Annotated in this window: 16 protein-coding genes; 13 read left to right on the top strand and 3 right to left on the bottom strand. The window is 39.4% G+C overall.

Annotation, left to right across the window (positions count from 1 at the left end; translation table 11 throughout):
- Nucleotides 1-13: 13 nt before the first annotated feature.
- The 3 genes from J4Q03_RS11400 to J4Q03_RS11390 form a co-directional block, all read right to left on the bottom strand.
- The gene (locus J4Q03_RS11400; protein ID WP_426048294.1) at nt 14-463 is read right to left on the bottom strand and encodes a GNAT family N-acetyltransferase; all 450 of its coding nucleotides are present in this window, start codon (nt 461-463) and stop codon (nt 14-16) included.
- Nucleotides 456-1079 carry a ribosome biogenesis GTP-binding protein YihA/YsxC gene (yihA, locus tag J4Q03_RS11395; RefSeq protein ID WP_426048293.1) on the bottom strand — a complete coding sequence of 208 codons (624 nt, stop codon included), beginning with the start codon at nt 1077-1079 and terminating at the stop codon, nt 456-458. The genes J4Q03_RS11400 and yihA overlap by 8 nt, the downstream gene beginning before the upstream one ends.
- A 67-nt stretch (nt 1080-1146) precedes the next feature.
- Nucleotides 1147-1908 carry an alpha/beta fold hydrolase gene (locus J4Q03_RS11390; RefSeq protein WP_426048292.1) on the bottom strand — a complete coding sequence of 254 codons (762 nt, stop codon included), beginning with the start codon at nt 1906-1908 and terminating at the stop codon, nt 1147-1149.
- A gap of 272 nt (nt 1909-2180) precedes the next feature.
- Between J4Q03_RS11390 and mraZ the strand changes: the two genes are divergently transcribed.
- The 13 genes from mraZ to ftsZ all read left to right on the top strand — a co-directional run bounded on the left by mraZ (nt 2181) and on the right by ftsZ (nt 18578).
- Entirely contained in the window at nt 2181-2639 is a 459-nt protein-coding gene (gene mraZ / locus J4Q03_RS11385) for a division/cell wall cluster transcriptional repressor MraZ (protein WP_048501622.1), read from the top strand.
- A gap of 41 nt (nt 2640-2680) precedes the next feature.
- A complete protein-coding gene (gene rsmH, locus J4Q03_RS11380; protein WP_426048291.1) occupies nt 2681-3574 on the top strand; it encodes a 16S rRNA (cytosine(1402)-N(4))-methyltransferase RsmH in 894 nt (297 codons plus the stop codon).
- Nucleotides 3575-3579: 5 nt separating this feature from the next.
- A complete protein-coding gene (locus tag J4Q03_RS11375) occupies nt 3580-3945 on the top strand; it encodes an FtsL-like putative cell division protein (protein ID WP_040992842.1) in 366 nt (121 codons plus the stop codon).
- The gene (locus J4Q03_RS11370; protein ID WP_426048290.1) at nt 3929-5920 is read left to right on the top strand and encodes a penicillin-binding transpeptidase domain-containing protein; all 1992 of its coding nucleotides are present in this window, start codon (nt 3929-3931) and stop codon (nt 5918-5920) included. Before J4Q03_RS11375 ends, J4Q03_RS11370 begins: the two co-directional genes overlap by 17 nt.
- A 64-nt stretch (nt 5921-5984) precedes the next feature.
- Nucleotides 5985-7445 (top strand): UDP-N-acetylmuramoyl-L-alanyl-D-glutamate--2,6-diaminopimelate ligase, encoded by a 1461-nt coding sequence (locus J4Q03_RS11365; RefSeq protein ID WP_426048289.1) that lies wholly within the window; start codon nt 5985-5987, stop codon nt 7443-7445.
- Nucleotides 7446-7521: 76 nt separating this feature from the next.
- Nucleotides 7522-8763 (top strand): phospho-N-acetylmuramoyl-pentapeptide-transferase, encoded by a 1242-nt coding sequence (gene mraY, locus J4Q03_RS11360; RefSeq protein ID WP_426048288.1) that lies wholly within the window; start codon nt 7522-7524, stop codon nt 8761-8763.
- Between the two features lie 72 nt (nt 8764-8835).
- On the top strand, nt 8836-10161 hold the full coding sequence (gene murD / locus J4Q03_RS11355) for a UDP-N-acetylmuramoyl-L-alanine--D-glutamate ligase (RefSeq protein ID WP_426048287.1): 1326 nt from the start codon (nt 8836-8838) through the stop codon (nt 10159-10161).
- A 57-nt stretch (nt 10162-10218) separates the two neighbouring features.
- Nucleotides 10219-11457: an FtsW/RodA/SpoVE family cell cycle protein gene (locus J4Q03_RS11350; RefSeq protein ID WP_426048286.1), complete on the top strand. Its 1239-nt coding sequence runs from the start codon at nt 10219-10221 to the stop codon at nt 11455-11457.
- A 33-nt stretch (nt 11458-11490) separates the two neighbouring features.
- Nucleotides 11491-12600, top strand: a complete 1110-nt coding sequence (gene murG / locus J4Q03_RS11345; RefSeq protein ID WP_426048285.1) for an undecaprenyldiphospho-muramoylpentapeptide beta-N-acetylglucosaminyltransferase — start codon at nt 11491-11493, stop codon at nt 12598-12600.
- A gap of 61 nt (nt 12601-12661) precedes the next feature.
- Nucleotides 12662-14035, top strand: coding sequence for a UDP-N-acetylmuramate--L-alanine ligase (murC, locus tag J4Q03_RS11340; protein ID WP_426048284.1), 1374 nt, complete (start codon nt 12662-12664; stop codon nt 14033-14035).
- Nucleotides 14036-14117: 82 nt separating this feature from the next.
- On the top strand, nt 14118-15068 hold the full coding sequence (locus J4Q03_RS11335) for a cell division protein FtsQ/DivIB (RefSeq protein WP_426048283.1): 951 nt from the start codon (nt 14118-14120) through the stop codon (nt 15066-15068).
- Nucleotides 15069-15161: 93 nt separating this feature from the next.
- Entirely contained in the window at nt 15162-16544 is a 1383-nt protein-coding gene (gene ftsA / locus J4Q03_RS11330) for a cell division protein FtsA (RefSeq protein WP_426048282.1), read from the top strand.
- 117 nt (nt 16545-16661) lie between these two features.
- Nucleotides 16662-18578 (top strand): cell division protein FtsZ, encoded by a 1917-nt coding sequence (gene ftsZ, locus J4Q03_RS11325; RefSeq protein WP_426048281.1) that lies wholly within the window; start codon nt 16662-16664, stop codon nt 18576-18578.
- The last annotated feature ends 3 nt before the right edge of the window (nt 18579-18581 follow it).

Genomic DNA, 18581 nt, shown 5'->3' with positions numbered 1-18581 from the left:
TCTTCGCTTTTTTCTATTTCCTAATCATTTCCGTATGCGGAATATCATCTTCCAGGTATTTTTTTCCGGTATCTATAAATCCGAATTCAGAGTAAAATCTTAATAAATAATCCTGCGCCGAAATCTTGATCTCTGAAGTATGGAAACGGTTTTCTATGGTTTCTACTGCATATTTAATCAGCTGTCTGCCTAAGTTTTTGCCTCTCGCCTGTTCCGTTGTCAGAACCCTTCCGAAAGAAGTTTCATCATACTTTATTCCTTTGTCAAAAACACGGCAGTACGCCAGAACTTGGCCATCTTCTTCAGCCCAGATGTGAATTCCCTTCTGGTCATAATTATCCAGATCAGGATAGGGGCAGTTCTGCTCAATGACAAAAACATCAATACGGGCCTTTAAAACAGCATACAGCTCAGGAACCGTAAACTCATCGAAGCTTTTAATTTTCCAGATTATGTTACTCATCAAAACTTACATTATTATTTTTCAGGAATTCATTCGTTTTCTGAATGAAGTTCAGAATCTCATCACCACCCGTTTTCTTTTCTGCAGAAGTTACATACAGCTCAGGAAGATCGTCCCAGGTTTTATGCAGTTCATTTTTATAATTTTCTACATTTTGGATGGCAATATTCGGTTTCAGCTTATCCACTTTCGTGAAAACAATCGAAAAAGGAATTCCGCTTTCCCCACACCACTGGATAAATTCCAGATCAATCTTTTGCGGAGTATGTCGTGAATCTACCAAAACAAAAAGATTCACAAGGTTTCTTCTGTTTAAAATATAATTGGTGATCAGCTTTTCAAAGTCCTTTCTTATAGATTTTGAAACTTTTGCATACCCATAGCCCGGTAAATCCGTCAGGTACCAGTCTTCATTCACTAAAAAATGATTGATCAGCTGAGTTTTCCCCGGAGTTCCGGAAGTTTTTGCCAGATCTTTATGATTCATCATTGCATTGATCAATGATGATTTTCCGACATTAGACCTTCCGATAAAAGCATATTCAGGCATAGTAGGCTCAGGGCATTCCTGCCATTTCCCGCTACTCTTTACAAAATTTGCTGTTTTAATAACCATCTTTCGAATATTTTTTAGAAAAACAAACCATTAAGAAAAGCTCTTAATGGTCTATAATTTATTTGTTTTAAACTTTATCTTTTAACCAGCTGTAGAGAATTTCATTAAATTCGTCCGGCTTCTCCATCATCGCAGCATGTCCGCATTTCTCGATCCAGAAGAGATCCGAATTTGGAATAAACTTGTGCATATCTTCAGCCACTTCAGGAGGCGTTACATTATCCTGTCTTCCCCAGATCAGACATGTTGGTGTTACAATCTTAGGAAGGTCGTTCAGCATATTATGTTTGATCGCGCTTCTGGCCAGCATTACTGTTTTAATTCCCTTCATCCTGTCATTTACTACAGAAAAAACCTCGTCTACAAGATCTTCCGTGGCGATAGCAGGATCATAGAAAACCTCTTCCGTTTTCTTCCTTATATAGGAACGGTCGTTTTTCCTTGGGAAACTGTCTCCGAAAGTTCTTTCGTACAATCCGGAGCTTCCTGTTAATACAAGATTCTTTACCAGATCTGGTCTTGCCAGAGTCATAATCAATCCTACATGCCCTCCCATTGAGTTTCCTACAATCGTAACAGGCTCGGAAATATGACTTTCTATAAACTTGATAATATATTTGGCAAGAGTAGTAAGATTAGTATTGAGTACCGGCAGATCGTAGATAGGCAACTGGGGAACATATACCTTGAATCCCTTTTCAGAAAAAAAATCTACCATCTTATCGAAATTACTCAAACCACCCATTAAACCGTGCAACAGCACCAATGGATGTCCTTCTCCCGCCTCTACAAAAGTATATTTCTTTTCTTTTTTTGTACTAAATATCATAAAATGCCTTAATAAAGCTCTGCAAAAATACAAATTAAACCTCAAAAAAATTTTGATTACCCTAATTTAAAGTAAAAATAATATAATATCATCCTTTTTCTTTATTTTTTTCAGAACCTCTTTATTATGGCTTAAATAACAATTTTTGCAATAGACAAAATATCAACCACTTACCTCTTTCAAATTGAATCTTTAATAAAACTTATTAACATTAAGTCAAAAAGTGGGAAAAAGTGGGAAATTTTGGAAATTATTATATAAATTTGTCCCAAATGAAAAGTTTCATTGGAACATATGAGTGTAAAATTGACGACAAAGGCCGGTTAAAAGTTCCCTCCTCCCTGATCAAACAGATGGAAAACTTCGACGATAAGGCGTTTGTAGTCAAGAGATCTGTGTTCCAACCTTGCCTTGAAGTTTATCCTATGAATGCATGGGACAAACTGATGGGCAAAATTAACAAGCTAAACAGATTCATTAAAAAGAATGCTGATTTCATTCGAATGTTTACGGCAGGGGTAAAAACAGTAGAACTGGACAATGCAGGAAGACTTCAGATCTCAAAAGATCTGGTTCATTTTGCAAACCTTCAGAAAGATACTGTAATTACCAGCGCAGGAGAGCTTTTTGAAATTTGGGATAAAGAAGCCTATGAAAAGGTGATTTCTACCAATGAAGCTGATTTTGCAAGCCTGGCCGAAGATGTAATGGGCTCTTTCGATGAAGAATAAACCACACTTGCCGTAAAAAGCAAGTAAAAACACAATTAAGTATGTACCACAACCCCGTTTTATTGAAGCAGAGCGTTGATGATTTGGTGACGAATCCTGACGGAATATACGTGGACTGCACTTTTGGAGGAGGAGGCCATTCAAGAGAAATTTTGTGCAGACTTTCAGAAAAGGGAAAGCTTTTCAGTTTTGATCAGGATCTGGATGCTCTTAAAAATACAATTGAAGATCCAAGATTTACACTGGTAAATCAGAATTTCAGGTTTTTGGAAAACTCTATGCTGATGTATGGAATTTCTCAGGTAGACGGAGTATTGGCAGACCTTGGCGTTTCATCCCATCAGTTTGATGAAGCAGAAAGAGGCTTTTCTACAAGAAACAACGCTCCTCTGGATATGAGAATGAACGTGATGCAGAATCTTGATGCCAAAAAGGTGATCAATGAGTATGAGGAAACAGAACTTGCCGATATCTTTTATCACTACGGTGAACTGAGAGAAGCAAGAAAGCTGGCAAGAGATATTGTCCATCACAGAAAAACGAAAACCATCACTACGACCGAAGACCTGAAAAAACTTTTCAGCTACCTTCCGCCCCATAAGGTTAATAAATTCTATGCTCAGCTTTTCCAGGCCATAAGAATAGAAGTTAACCAGGAGCTTGAAGCCCTGAAAGAAATGCTTGTTCAGTCTCTGAATATTTTAAAACCCGGCGGAAGGCTTGTTGTGATTTCTTACCATTCATTAGAAGATCGTCTGGTAAAAAGATTCCTGAAGAATGGGATGTTTGAAGGAGAGCAGCAGAGAGATATCTACGGAAATTATAAAAAGGTCTTTGAATTACTAAAGAGTAAAGCGATCATCCCGGATGATAAGGAAATTGAAGAAAACTCACGAGCAAGAAGTGCAAAAATGAGAACCGGAATTAAAGTGTAAACAACGTGGCAAAAAGAACAACAAACCGCCCTCAGAAGAAGCTCACTTTTATAGACATTATAAAAGGAAACTTTCTGAACCGTGATGAGATCAAAACTCATTACAAGTATTTTTTACTGTTGTTCGTCCTCATGATGGCAATGATTTATAGCAATCACCTCGTCAACAAGAAGATCAAAATTGTCAATGCATTAAAAGAAGAAACAGAAGAATATAAATCGAGAAACGCTTACGCCCAGAGTAAGCTTATCAAAGTAAAAATGGAATCCCAGCTGGGGAAGGAAGTAGCAAAAGACTCACTGATGACTTTGGAAAACCATCCTCATAAACTGCTAATAAAACTGGACAGTACAGATGCAAAAACAAAATGAATACGATAACAAACGTAAAAAAACGTTAAGGTGGGGCTACCTCTTCGCTGTAGGAGTTCTGTGCGTATTTGTGATGTTCCTTGCAAGGATTGTAATCCTGCAAAACACTAATGTTCAGGAAATTAAAGACGATTACATTAATAAAAACTACCGCGAAGCCACTCTTAAGGCTGCCCGCGGAAACCTGTTCGCTTCAGACGGATCTATTCTGGCCACCACCGTAATGCGCTATGATATCTACCTTGATTTTAAAACAATGAAGGATACGATATACACCAACAATATCGGTGCATTAACAGATTCTCTGAGCAGAATGTTCGGAAAACCCAGAGGAGAATTCAGAAAGAAGTTTGACGAACAGAAAAAGAAGAAAAACCAATACTATACTTTGGTTAAAGGCCTTGATTTCGACCAATACGACAGGATCAGAAACTTTCCGATCTTTAAAAAAGGCAAAAATAAAGGAGGCTTTATCGTAGACAGAAATTATAAGCGTGAGCTTGCCACTTCAGAGATAGGATCCGGAACTATAGGTATGGATAACGGAGAAGTGAAAGCCGGCCTGGAAGGTGCTTTTTCAAAATACCTTACAGGAACCGATGGAAAAAGACTGGAGCAAAGAATCAACTCGTCACAATGGAAGCCAATCGATTACTGGAAAGTAAAAGAACCTGTAGATGGCGAAGATGTTTACACCACCTTAGATCTCAGAATTCAGGACATTGCGCATTCTGCTTTACAGAAGCAGCTGATTACTTATGAAGCCAAGCACGGAACAGTGATTGTCATGGAGACACAAACCGGAAAGGTACGTGCCCTGGTGAACCTGAGAAGAACAGAGTCCGGAGAATACGAGGATTCTTACAACTATGCTTTAAAAGATAATATTGAGCCCGGTTCTACCTTTAAGACCATATCTCTGTTGGCAGCAATGGACGATGGTTTTATTGATGAAAATACAACAGTAGATGTCGGTAACGGAGTCTGGACCTATGCAAAGCAGAGAATTTCTGACGGCCACGGCGGAGGAACTTACGATATAAGTGATGTTTTAGCCAAGTCAAGCAACGTGGGAACTGCAAAATTAATTACAAAATATTATGCAGAAAAGCCACAGATCTTCCTTGATCACCTGAAAAGATGGAAATTATTCGATAAAATGGACATTGAGCTTCCGGGAATCACAAAACCGAAGATTCTGACTCCTGAACACAAAAGATGGAATGCCGCAACACTGGCTTCCATATCTTACGGATATTCATCAAATATCAATCTTTTACAGTTAACAACCTTCTATAACGGCGTTGCTAACGGCGGTAAAATGCTTAAGCCTCTATTCATCGACAAGATCATGAAAGAAGGAAAAGTAGTTTACAACGCAAAACCCGAAGTAATGGTCAGCAAAATGGCATCAGAAAAAGCAATCAAAATGATGACCAGCGCACTGACCAAAGCTGTAGAAAAAGGAACAGGACGAAGCATCTTCACCCCGAACCTGAAAATGGCAGGAAAAACAGGAACCGCAAGATTTGAATACTGGCTTCCCGGTCCAATGAAGTACAGAGCTTCTTTTGCCGGCTTTTATCCCGCTGACAATCCAAAATATACATGTTATGTGATGATCAGCGAGCCTAATACGGCAATAGGCTTTTACGGAGGACCTGTTTCAGCTCCGGTATTTAAGGAAATTGCAGGAAAAACATTCCTGAAAACGCCACAGAATATTGAAAAAGAAATGCTGGTAGACAGAAAGGTAAACCTTAATAAAATGGTTGAGCCTAATGTGAAGGTAGCGGTTAATAATAAGCAGATGCCTAATGTAGTAGGACTTATCGGTAAAAATGTGATTCCTCAATTGGAAAACATGGGCTACAGAATTGATTATAAAGGAGTTGGACGAATCAAAGAACAGTTCCCGCTGGAAGGCACCATAATCAGCAAAAACCAGAGAATTTATTTGTCTCTGCAGAATTAAAATAACAGAACCAGTCCCAAAAGGACTATTAATAAAGGATAGGAAAGTTCCTGTCAGGTATAAAATGATAATAACAGAATTATTAAAAAGGATTCCAGTTTTAGAAATTCACGGCGATGATAGCCGTGAGATCACAGAATTGGTTTTCGACAGCAGGAAGATCACGGAAGGCTCACTCTATATTGCAGTGAGAGGAACCGTTGCAGACGGACATTCATACATTGCATCATCTGTTGAAAAAGGTGCAAAAGCTGTTGTGTGTGAAGAATTCCCCGGAACAATGGATGAAGGGGTAACTTACATCAGGGTGAAAGATTCATCCAAGGCACTGGGATATCTGGCATCCAACTTTTATGGAAACCCATCTCAGAAGCTTAAACTGATCGGCGTTACCGGAACTAATGGAAAAACCTCTGTGTCTACCCTTCTTTTTGATGTATTCACAAACTTAGGCTATGATTCTGCACTCCTTTCTACAGTGGAAATCAGAATCGGTGAAAAAATTATTCCGGCAACACATACCACTCCGGATGTTATTACCATTAATAAAATTTTAGCTCAGGCCGTTCAAGAGGGCTGCGAATTTGCTTTTATGGAAGTAAGTTCTCACGGAATTGCCCAAAACAGAATTGAAGGCTTACATTTTAAAGTGGCAGGTTTCACCAATCTTACCCACGATCATTTAGACTATCATAAAACGTTCGACGAATATCTTAAAACAAAGAAAAGGTTTTTTGACGGACTCGAAGATTCTGCCGTAGCCATCACAAATGTAGATGACAAAAACGGTATGGTAATGCTTCAGAACACAAAAGCAAAAAAGAAGTCTTATGCCCTGAAAACCATGGCCGATTACCATGGAAAATCTTTGGAAATCGATTTCAACGGCATGCTTCTGAACTTCAACGGAAAAGAATTCTGGACCACACTGACCGGAAGATTCAATGTCTATAATCTACTGCTGGTGTTTGGAATTGCTTCCGAATTGGGTTTTGAGCAGGATGAAATTTTACAGGCGATCAGTAAGCTGAAAAGAGTTTCCGGAAGGTTTGAAACATTCAAATCAGATGGAGGAATTTTCTTCATCGTCGATTATGCACATACTCCGGATGCTTTAGAAAATATTCTGGACAGCATCAATGACATCAGAACGAAAAACGAAAGACTGATCACCGTTTTCGGGTGTGGAGGCGACAGAGATCACACCAAAAGACCTGAAATGGGAAATATTGCCACCAGAAAATCAACACTGGCAATCATCACTTCAGACAATCCGAGAACAGAAGATCCTGCCCAGATCATCAAAGAAATTGAAGCAGGTGTTGAATCTCAAAACTTCAGCAAATACACTTCAATTCCGGACAGAAAAGAAGCCATAAAAATGGCGATCAGGTTTGCAGAACCGAAAGATATTGTTTTAGTAGCCGGCAAAGGCCACGAAAACTACCAGGAAATTAATGGCGTAAAACACCATTTTGACGACAAAGAGACGATCAACGAACTTTGGAAGTTAATGAGTAAATAAATTTATAAACGATTATTGGAAGCTAGTAATTTATCATTCATCAATAATCACTTATCATTTATTAATAATTGAAACTATGCTATACTATCTATACGAATATCTAACCAGTCAGGGAATCCACATACCGGGATTGGGAATGCTGAAATACATTTCTTTCCGGGCAGGCATCGCTGTGCTGTTTTCTCTCATTATTGCCCTGGTCTATGGAAAGAGGATCATCAACTATCTGAGATCAAAACAGATGGGCGAATTGGTACGTGACCTTGGGCTAGACGGACAAAAGCAGAAAGAAGGAACTCCTACCATGGGCGGACTGATCATTATCGTTGCAACCATCATTCCGGTGCTTCTTTTTACCAGAATCACCAATGTATACATCGTTCTGCTGCTTGTTTCCATGTTATGGATGGGTGCTATAGGTTTTGTAGATGATTATTTAAAGAAAATCAAGAAAAATAAAGACGGTCTGAGCGGAAAATTTAAAATTGTAGGCCAGGTCGGATTAGGGCTAATTGTCGGAATTACAATGTATTTCCACCCGGATATTACCGTTAAAAGAAAGTATGCAGACGCAAAAGTGGTAAACAGAAACAATGTAGAGCAGAACTTTATGCCTACAGAAAAGATCACCGTTTCTACCGTTCCGTTTGCCAAAAACAATGAGTTCGATTACAGTGGAATTCTATTTTGGGTGAATGATAAAGATGCCCATGAGTGGGCATGGATTGTCTTTATCCCGATCGTTATTTTCATCGTGACTGCCGTATCAAACGGCGCCAATATCACAGACGGAATAGACGGGCTGGCAGCAGGAACCAGTGCCATCATACTGCTTACCCTTGCCCTGTTCGCCTATCTTTCAGGGAACATTATTTTTGCAGACTACCTCAATATCATGTTCCTCCCGAATATGGGTGAAACCACCATTTTTGCGGTAGCCATGGTAGGAGCCGTGATTGGTTTCTTCTGGTACAATACCTATCCTGCACAGGTTTTTATGGGCGATACAGGAAGTCTGATGCTGGGAGGGGTCATTGCCGTTTTAGCAATTATTTTAAGAAAAGAACTTCTGATTCCGGTGTTATGCGGGATCTTCCTGATTGAAAATGTGTCTGTTATGCTGCAGGTGATTGTTTTCAAATACAGAAAAAGAAAATACGGGCTGGAATACGCTCAGAATAACAGATTTTTTAGAATGTCGCCATTACACCATCACTATCAGAAAGGAGGCTTTCACGAAAGCAAGATCGTGAACAGAATGATCATCATCGGTGTAGTGCTGGCTATTGTATGCCTGATCACATTAAAAATGAGATAAATTTTAAAGTAAGAGTATTAAAAATAAAACCAAATTACATTAATACATTTTACATTTTACAAAAGAATAAATATGAAAATAGTTGTTTTAGGAGGTGGAGAGAGCGGATGCGGAGCTGCTTATTTAGCGAAAAAACAGGGTCTGGAGGTTTTTCTTTCAGACAAAGGCGCTATTAAGGATAACTATAAGCAGTTTTTAGCCGACAATGAAATTGAATTTGAGGAAGGAAACCACAACGAAGAAAGGATTTTAAATGCCGACTGGATCGTAAAAAGCCCGGGAATTCCCAAAAAGGCGGAGATCGTTCACAAAATTCATGAAAAAGGAATAAGACTTTCCTCTGAAATTGAATTTGCTTCAGAATTTACTGATGCGAAGATCATTGCCATTACAGGAAGCAACGGAAAAACAACAACCACTTCCCTGATCTACTACATCCTAAAAAATGACGGACTGAATGTAGGGCTCGGAGGAAATATCGGCTACAGCTTTGCAAAGCAGGTGGCTGACGAAAATCATGAATATTATGTTCTGGAAGTAAGTTCTTTCCAGCTGGATGACATTCAGAATTTCAGACCTTATATTTCCCTGCTCCTGAACCTGTCTCAGGATCACCTGGATCAGTACAACTACAATTATGAAGAATATGCTTTAGCTAAATTCAGAATTGCCGAGAATCAGGAAAATGACAATTTCTTCATCTACAACAAAGATGATGAAATGAGTAAAAATATTCTTGAAAAGCTGGAAATAAAAGCGAAAATGATCCCTTTCTCCACAAAAGAAAAACTGGCTGAAGGAGGTTTCATGGATGACGATCAGATCGTGGTAAAAATGAAGGACGAATTTTCAATGAAAATTGACAAACTTTCCCTTCTTGGAAACCATAATGTAGCCAACAGCCTGGCGGCTTCCATTGCCGGTAAAATACTGGAAATCAACAACGAGAGCATCAGAAACTCACTGATGACTTTCCAGGCCGTAGAGCACAGACTTGAATTTGTAACAGAAGCCAATGGTGTAAAATACATCAACGACAGTAAGGCCACGAACGTAAACGCTACTTACTACGCTTTAGAAAGCATGAAAACTCCTACAGTATGGATCGTGGGAGGATTAGATAAAGGAAACGACTATTCAGAAATTGAAGAGCTCGTTAAAAGAAAAGTAAAAGCAATTGTCTGCTTGGGAATAGACAATACGAAGATCATAGACTTCTTTAAAGACAAAAAAGAATTCATTTATGATACGTCAAGCATGGAAGAAGCCGTGAAAATATCAAAATCACTGGCAAAAAGCGGAGACACCGTTCTTCTTTCCCCATGCTGCGCAAGTTTTGACCTGTTCAAAAGCTATGAGGACAGAGGAAAACAGTTTAAGGAGCAGGTATTAAAGTAAAAGAAAAGTTGGATGTAAAAGTACATTGTACAATACATTTTACATCAATACAAAAATATGGACGAACAGAACACAGAAAGCAGAATTGAATTGCTAAAGGGCGATAAAGTACTTTGGATGGTCATCCTTGTGATCTCCATTTTCTCTATTTTCCCGGTATACTCTGCAAGTTCAAATCTGGAATATATTGTTAATAACGGGACCACTACAGGCCACGTTATCAAGCATATGTTCTTTGTAGTTCTAGGTCTGGTGATCATGAGAGTGGTTGGAATGGTGAAATATGAGTATATCGGAAAGCTCAGCAGTATCCTGCTCGGCTTAATGATTGTTCTGCTCGTAATCACCATGTTTACAGGGCAAACCATTGATGGGGCCAGTGCTTCAAGATGGCTGAAAATCCCGGGAACACCTATCTCATTCCAGCCGTCATCATTTGCGTTTTTAATGCTTGTGATTTATCTCTGCAGGTATCTGACCAAGAAAATAACACGGGAAAGGCTTCCGATTGAGAACATTATGTACATCTTCGGGCCCATCCTGCTGGTATTTGTATTGGTAGCGAAAGACAACGGTTCTACAGCATTGATGATCCTGATGGTTTCTGTAATTGTTCTGATCATAGGACAGCTTCACTGGAAATACATTGCAGGCTTTATATCTTCATCGGTTGTGGCCATTGTTCTCTTCCTGATTATTGCATTAAACACCAACCTCATCGGTGGAAACCGTGTACATACATGGATGAGCCGGATTGAAACCTTTACCTCCAGCAAAGCAAAAACCGCTGATGTAGACGACGAAAGCGTAAAAGCTAAGAATTATCAGGTAATGCAGGCCAAAGCCGCTATTGTGCATGGTGGAATTACCGGCATGGGACCTGGGAAAAGTGCATTGAAACAAATGCTTCCACAGTCTGCCTCCGATTTTATTTTTGCCGTGATTGTAGAAGAATACGGATTGATCGGGGCTGCTTTTCTGATATGTCTCTATCTCATCATGATGATCCGGATTGTCATGATTGCCAGCAAAATGCCCGCATTTTTCGGGTCGCTGCTCGTGCTCAGTCTCGGGGTGATGATCTTCATACAGCTTGCTGTCAATATTGCAGTAGCCGTTAATCTGATCCCGGTAACAGGACAGCCGCTGCCACTGATAAGTTATGGAGGAACCTCCATGCTGGTAACCTATCTCCAGCTTGGAATTATTTTAAATATAAGCTCAAGAATCCAGATTTACGATGAAGAAGGAATGGGCAAAAAACAAAGTGTAGCAGAAATTAATGATATCGCTTAATCCAAAATAACCGGTATCAATAAGAAAATAAAAATGAACAAAAAACTGAAAGTAGTATTATCCGGCGGCGGAACAGGAGGACACATCTTCCCGGCTATTGCCATTGCAGAAGAGATCAAAAAAAGATTTCCTGATACAGAATTTTTGTTCATAGGAGCCAACGGAAAAATGGAAATGGAAAAAGTTCCGCAGGCAGGTTATAAAATTGAAGGAATTGATATTGCCGGAATCGACAGAGGGAATATATTATCAAATCTAGGACTGCCTTTCAAAATTTTGAAAAGCTTATCCAAATCAAAAAGGATCATTAAAAGTTTTGCTCCTGATTTTGCGGTAGGAACAGGAGGTTTTGCAAGCGGACCGGCTTTATATGAAGCCAGTAAATTGGGAATCCCAATTTTCATTCAGGAGCAGAATGCCCATGCCGGTGTAACGAATAAGATACTGAGCAAGAAAGCTAAGGCGGTTTTCACAGCTTATCCGAAAGTGGAAGGCTTCCCTGCTGAAAAAATAAAATTCCTGGGCAACCCTATCCGTGAGAATATTATTACAGGAATGCAGGAAACCGCTCAGGCAAAAGAAAAAATGGGACTGAATAAAGATAAGCTTACGATACTTTCAGTAGGGGGTTCTTTAGGCTCCAGAACATTAAACAATGCCTGGAAATCTCATTTAAATGAAGTAATCAAAAAAGATTATCAGCTGATCTGGCAAACAGGAAAGCTTGATTATAAAGATATTGTAGAAGAAACAAAAGATAGCGACAGCAGAAACATTCAGATTCTGGAATTCATCAAAGATATGGAACTGGCCTACTCTGCAGCTGACATTATTGTTTCAAGGGCCGGAGCCATTGCCATTTCAGAACTGGCAGTAGCTAAAAAGCCAGTTCTTCTGGTCCCATTCCCATTTGCAGCGGAAGACCACCAGACCAAAAATGCCATGAACCTGGTTGAAAAAAATGCAGCCAGAATGGTTAAAGATTCTGAAATGCAGGACAAATTCTGGAATACGCTGGAGGAGATATGCATCAATGAAAGTTTAAGAGACGAAATGTCTCAAAATCTGGAATATTTTGCCAAGCCAAATGCAGCAAAAGAAATTGTAGATGAAATATTTAAAACTGTAAAAAGTACAATGTAAAAAGTATTAACGACAAAAGCATACAGGAATACATTTTACAAAATACATTAATACAAAAAGAATGAACATATTAGAAACATATCAAAATTATTACTTCGTAGGCATCGGAGGTATCGGGATGAGTGCTTTGGCACGTTATTTCAATGCCTCAGGCAAAAAAGTGCTGGGCTATGACAAGACCAATACCAAGTTGACCACACAGCTGATGAACGAAGGGATTGATATTGTTTTTGAAGACACCATTGACGAAAGAATAACAGAGCTTCAACCAGAAAATACTCTGATAATCTATACTCCCGCCATCAAAACGCTGGGGATCCTGGATTATTTTAACCAGAATCAGTTTGAAGTTTTAAAACGCGCCAAAGTTCTGGGTCTGATCACAGAGAATACAGACTGTATCGCTGTAGCAGGAACCCACGGAAAAACAACAACGTCTACATTGGTTTCTCATCTTTGTAAAGAATCTGATCTTCCGTTTTCATGCTTTTTAGGTGGTATTTCTGAGAATTTCAAATCAAACTTTCTGTATAATGGCACACAGTATTCCGTAGTAGAGGCAGATGAATATGACAGAAGCTTTCTGACTCTTTCTCCTGACTGGGCAGTAGTAACTTCTACCGATGCAGACCATCTGGATATTTACGGTGACAAAAATATGATTGAAGAAGGTTTCAGGCAGTTTGCAGCCCTTGCTCCGAATGACAGACAGCTTTTCGTAAGAAAAGGATTGGATGTGGGCAGAGACCATAAAACCTATGCTGTTAATGAAGTGGCGGATTATTATTCAGATAATCTGAGAATGGAGCATGATAAGATCTATTTTGATTTCCATACTCCTTCTGAAACCATAAAAGATTTCGTGTGGGAGATCCCCGGAATCCATAATGTGGAAAATGCTACAGCAGCATTGGCGATCCTTCACAATTTAGGCGTAGATTTTGAAACCCTGAAAAAGGCTATTGCCAATTTTAAAGGAATTAAAAGAAGATATACCAAGCATATTTATCCGAACGGTAAAATTTATATTGATGATTATGCCCATCACCCAACGGAAATCAATGCGGTAATGGGTTCAATAAGAACCTTTTACCCGGATAAAAAGCTGTTAGTGGTCTTTCAGCCGCATCTTTTCAGCAGAACAAGAGATTTCGCGGACGGATTTGCAGAAAGCCTAAGTAAAGCTGATGAACTGGTCCTTCTTGACATCTATCCTGCAAGAGAGCTTCAGGAAAATTTCGAAGGAATAACTTCTGATTGGCTGTTGGAAAAGGTGAATTTAGATAAAAAAGAAAAATCGGACCTGTCCGGTGCTTTTGAAAAAATAAAAGAAAAAGAATTTGACATTCTTCTCACGGTTGGCGCAGGAAATATCGACACCCTGTATGATCCCATTTGTGAATGGATAAATTCTTCTGTACAAAGTACAATGTAAAAAGTATTTCATGTACAGTATAAATTATAATAAATAACTAAAAATACATCGTACTCTGTACTTTTTACATTGTACAAAATATATGAAAAATAAATACAGAATATTAAAAATTGCTGTCACAGTGATCATCCTTGGATTACTGCTGAGTTTCTCATTGAAGAGATTCAGCGGCCAGAAGATCACGGACAATAAGATTTCTGTAAAAATGAATGAAAAAACACCTGTATACTTTATTGATGAGAAAGATATCCGCGAAATTGTAAAAAAAGAAAACCCTTCCGGAAAAGTAGGAGATCTCAATATTCCGGTGCTGGAAAAGAAAATAAATTCACTTCCTGCCGTAGACAGTGCCAATGTCTATCTGAACCTGAACGGAAAACTGTATCTCGATATTAAACAGAGAGTTCCTGTTTTCAGGCTGAATAAAGAAGGAAGAGACTTCTATGTAGATGAAAAAGGAACCGAATTTCCTATTTCCAAAACCTACTCGCATCCATGCATGCTGGTAACCGGCAATGTGAAGCCGGATGAATATCAGAAACTGGCAGAGCTGGTTGGGAAAATTGATAAAGATGATTTCAGTAAAAAATTCTTTATCGGAATTTCAAAAGACAAAGACGATTATAATCTTCTGACCAGCGACGGAAATTATAAAGTGGAAATAGGAGATCTTGATAATATTGAATTTAAAGTAAAAGGACTGAAAACCTTTGTAGAAAAATATCTGGTTTTTCAGGATCCCCAAAAGTACAGTATGGTTTCTGTAAAATACCAGAACCAGATTGTAACCACTTTAAATCCTTATTTCAAAGAAAACGACAGTATTCTTAAAGCAGGCAATAAAGAGCTCGCAAAAGCTCCGGTTCTCGCAGCCGTAAAAAAACCGGATGTACTGCCAAGAACTGCAACAAATAAAACAAAAACACCTTCAGCAAAACCGAAGGAAAACATAAAACCAAAAACGACAGCCAAGCCAAAAACAGAGAAGAAGCCGGCGGCTAAAAAGCCAAAAGCAAAAGTAAAAATAGAATAAAAAAGTCCTGATGGACAATCTAGCATAAAACTGGAATAAATCCCAGTTTGGAAAACAAAGAAAAAGTAGAAGAAAAAATCAAATCGACATAAAATGGAAAATCAAGAGTATTCAGTAGGTCTGGACATCGGGACAACGAAGATTGTCGCGATTGTCGGGCGGAGGAATGCGCACGGGAAAATAGAAGTTCTCGGGGTTGGAAAGGCCAAAAGTCTTGGAGTTCATAAAGGTATTGTGAATAATATCTCACAGACCATTAATTCAATCAAGGCCGCCGTTTCTGAAGCACAGTCCAGCGCAGGAGTTCCTATCCGTAAAGTGACAGTAGGTATCGCAGGAAAACACATCCGTTCTCTGCAGCATTCCGACTATATCATGCGTGAGCATCCGGATAAATTTATTACAGACGACGACATTGAAGCACTGAAAGATCAGGTAAAGAAGCTTGTGATGCTTCCCGGAGAAGAAATTATCCATGTTCTTCCACAGGAATACAAGGTGGATTCCGAAGGTGAAATTCAGGAGCCGGTAGGAATGCACGGAAAACGTTTAGAAGCTAACTTCCACGTAGTGGTAGGACAAATGGGCAGCATCCGAAACATCGCAAGATGTGTAAGAGAGGCCGGCCTGGAAATGGAAGCCCTTACCCTGGAGCCTTTGGCGTCTTCAGAAGCTGTATTAACAAAAGAAGAAAAAGAAGCCGGAGTTGCTATTGTAGACATCGGTGGTGGTACCACAGATATTGCAATTTTCAAAGACAATATCATCCGTCATACCTGCGTCATTCCTTACGGAGGCGGAATCATTACGGAAGATATCAAAGAAGGCTGCTCCATTATAGAAAAACATGCAGAACAATTGAAAGTAAAATTCGGTTCTGCCGTTCCTGAATTAGAAAAAGACAGTACATTTGTCACTATTCCCGGACTTCATGGAAGACCGGATAAAGAAATCTCCCTTAAAACTTTGGCACAGATCATCAATGCCAGAGTAGAAGAGATTCTTGAAATGGTTAATACGGAATTAAAAGCCTATGGGGCATTTGAGCAAAAGAAAAAACTGATTGCAGGGATTGTCCTTACTGGAGGTGGATCTAACTTAAAGCATCTTCGCCAGCTTGCCAATTATACAACAGGATTTGACAGCAGAATCGGTTTTGCGAACGAATATATTGCAAACGATAAAAATCAGTACCTGAAAGGCCCGGAATTTGCTACATCAATCGGCTTGCTGATGGAAAGTTTAAAGATCCGCGACAAAAAACAGGGCTCAGAAACAGAAGAACTTATTGAAGAGGAAATGGCTAAGGCAGAAACGGCTCCGGTACAGACGGAAACCGTTCAGCAGAGCCAGCCGGCAGCAATAGTTCAGGAGCAGTCCGTTATGAGTGAGCAACAGGAAAACAGAAGAGCGAAACTGACTTTCGGGCAGTCGCTTATGGAAAAAGTTAAAAAATTCTTTGAAGAAGTAGAGTAAAGTATAAATGATAGAAGATTATTGATAATTGATAAATAAAATGCACAGTGTATTGCCGGCGCCATTTATCACTCATCAGTTATCATTCGTCAATCATCAATTATAAAAAGCATAGTTATGGAAAATATAGGTACACAAGGATTTTCATTTGATTTGCCAAAAGGAAATTCATCCATCATAAAAGTAATCGGTGTAGGAGGCGGCGGAAACAATGCCCTGAAACACATGTACGAGAAAGGTATTTACGGAGTAGATTTCGTGGTCTGTAATACCGATGCCCAGACTTTAGACAATAACCCTGTTGCCAACAAAGTACAGCTGGGAACTACCATCACGGAAGGTCTTGGTGCCGGAGCAGACCCTGAAGTTGGGGAAAAATCTGCTATTGAAAGCATCGAAGAGATCAAAGCATCCATGGGCCAGAATACCAAAATGGTGTTCATTACAGCCGGAATGGGAGGTGGTACCGGTACAGGAGCCGCTCCTGTTATTGCCAAAGTAGCCAAAGATATGGGAATTCTGACGGTAGGTATCGTTACCGTCCCTTTCAGCTTTGAAGGGAAAAGAAGACTTGAACAGGCCGAAATAGGACTTGAAAAACTAAGAAATAATGTTGACTCACTGATTGTGATCAATAATGATAAATTAAGACAGCAGTTCGGAAACCTTGGCTTTAAGCAGGGATTCTCAAAAGCCGATGAAGTCTTAACCAATGCCGCGAAAGGAATGGCAGAAGTTATTACCGGTTACTTTGATGTAAACATTGACTTTAGAGATGCCAAATCTGTCCTTCAGAACTCCGGTACGGCTCTGATGTCTACAGGAATTGCTTCAGGTGAAAATAAGGCAGAAGAAGCCGTTAAAAAAGCGCTGGATTCTCCGTTGTTGAATGACAACAAGATCACCGGTGCCAAAAACGTCCTTCTATTGATCAGAAGTGGTGCGGAAGAAGTAACCATGGATGAGATCGGGGTTATTATGGACCATATCCAGAAAGAAGCCGGAAATACCGCTGATATTATCTTCGGGGTGGGTGCTGATGAGGAATTGGGAGATTCTGTAAGCGTTCTTGTTATCGCTACTGGTTTTTCAAATGACAGTAAAAGATTTGCAGGCCCTACAGAGAAGATCAGAATCAGCCTTAACGACAGTCTGGAGACTCCGAAAGCCTCTCCTTTTAAAACAAGGGAAGAAAGAGATGCCACATCTGAAACAACGCGTGATTTCGGAGGAAAACACACATTCAGACTGGATGATGAAGACAGCGATGCTCCACAGTTCGGGATGACTTCTTCTGAAAAAAAAATGATTATTAAAGAAGAAGAAATTAAAACAGAAATAAAATTCTTTGATCAAGAGGAAGATACACAGAATAGCTGGAGAAATGAACAGGAAGCGGAAGAAGAATCCTACAGCCTGTTTTCTCATGATGATGAAGAAGGAGAAGATCCCAATGATCTGGAAATAGAATCTTTCAAATTTGATTTTGATACGAGAAAAGATGAAACTCCGTCTACTCCGGCAACCCGTGCTTTTTCTGATGAAAAACCTGTTGAGTTCAGTTTCTTTGTAAACAATCAGCCTTCATCTAATAATGAGCCTAAAACAGATTTCGGACAGCCAAAAGCAGAGTTTTCAGCTCCTGCCGGTGCAGTAACTGAAATCCCGGTTCAGGCAGTTGAAGCTATCTTCCAGACAAGACAGGAAGAACCGAAAGCTGAAACAAAACCAGCTTTTGAGGAAAAAACTGAAATTGAAACTCCAAAGCCGGCTGAGTCAGAATTCACTTTTGTGAATAAAGCAGTGGATCAGGAAAGAATTTCGGAAAGAAGAAATAAACTGAAAGAATTCAATTCACGCTATCAAAGCTTTGACAGCACAAGTGAATTTGAATCTGTTCCTGCTTTCAAAAGAAAGAATATCGCCATTGACGGAACTAATGCATCAGACCAGAATATCAACACCTATCTGTCTGACAACAACGGATCCATGCAGGTGAGAGAAAACAGATTTTTAAATAAAGATGTTGACTAAATA

The organism is Chryseobacterium sp. NFX27, from assembly GCF_049887855.1.
Lineage (GTDB): Bacteria > Bacteroidota > Bacteroidia > Flavobacteriales > Weeksellaceae > Chryseobacterium.
The sequence above is the reverse complement of the archived record's forward strand: the minus strand, read 5'-3'. Positions and strand labels throughout refer to the sequence as shown.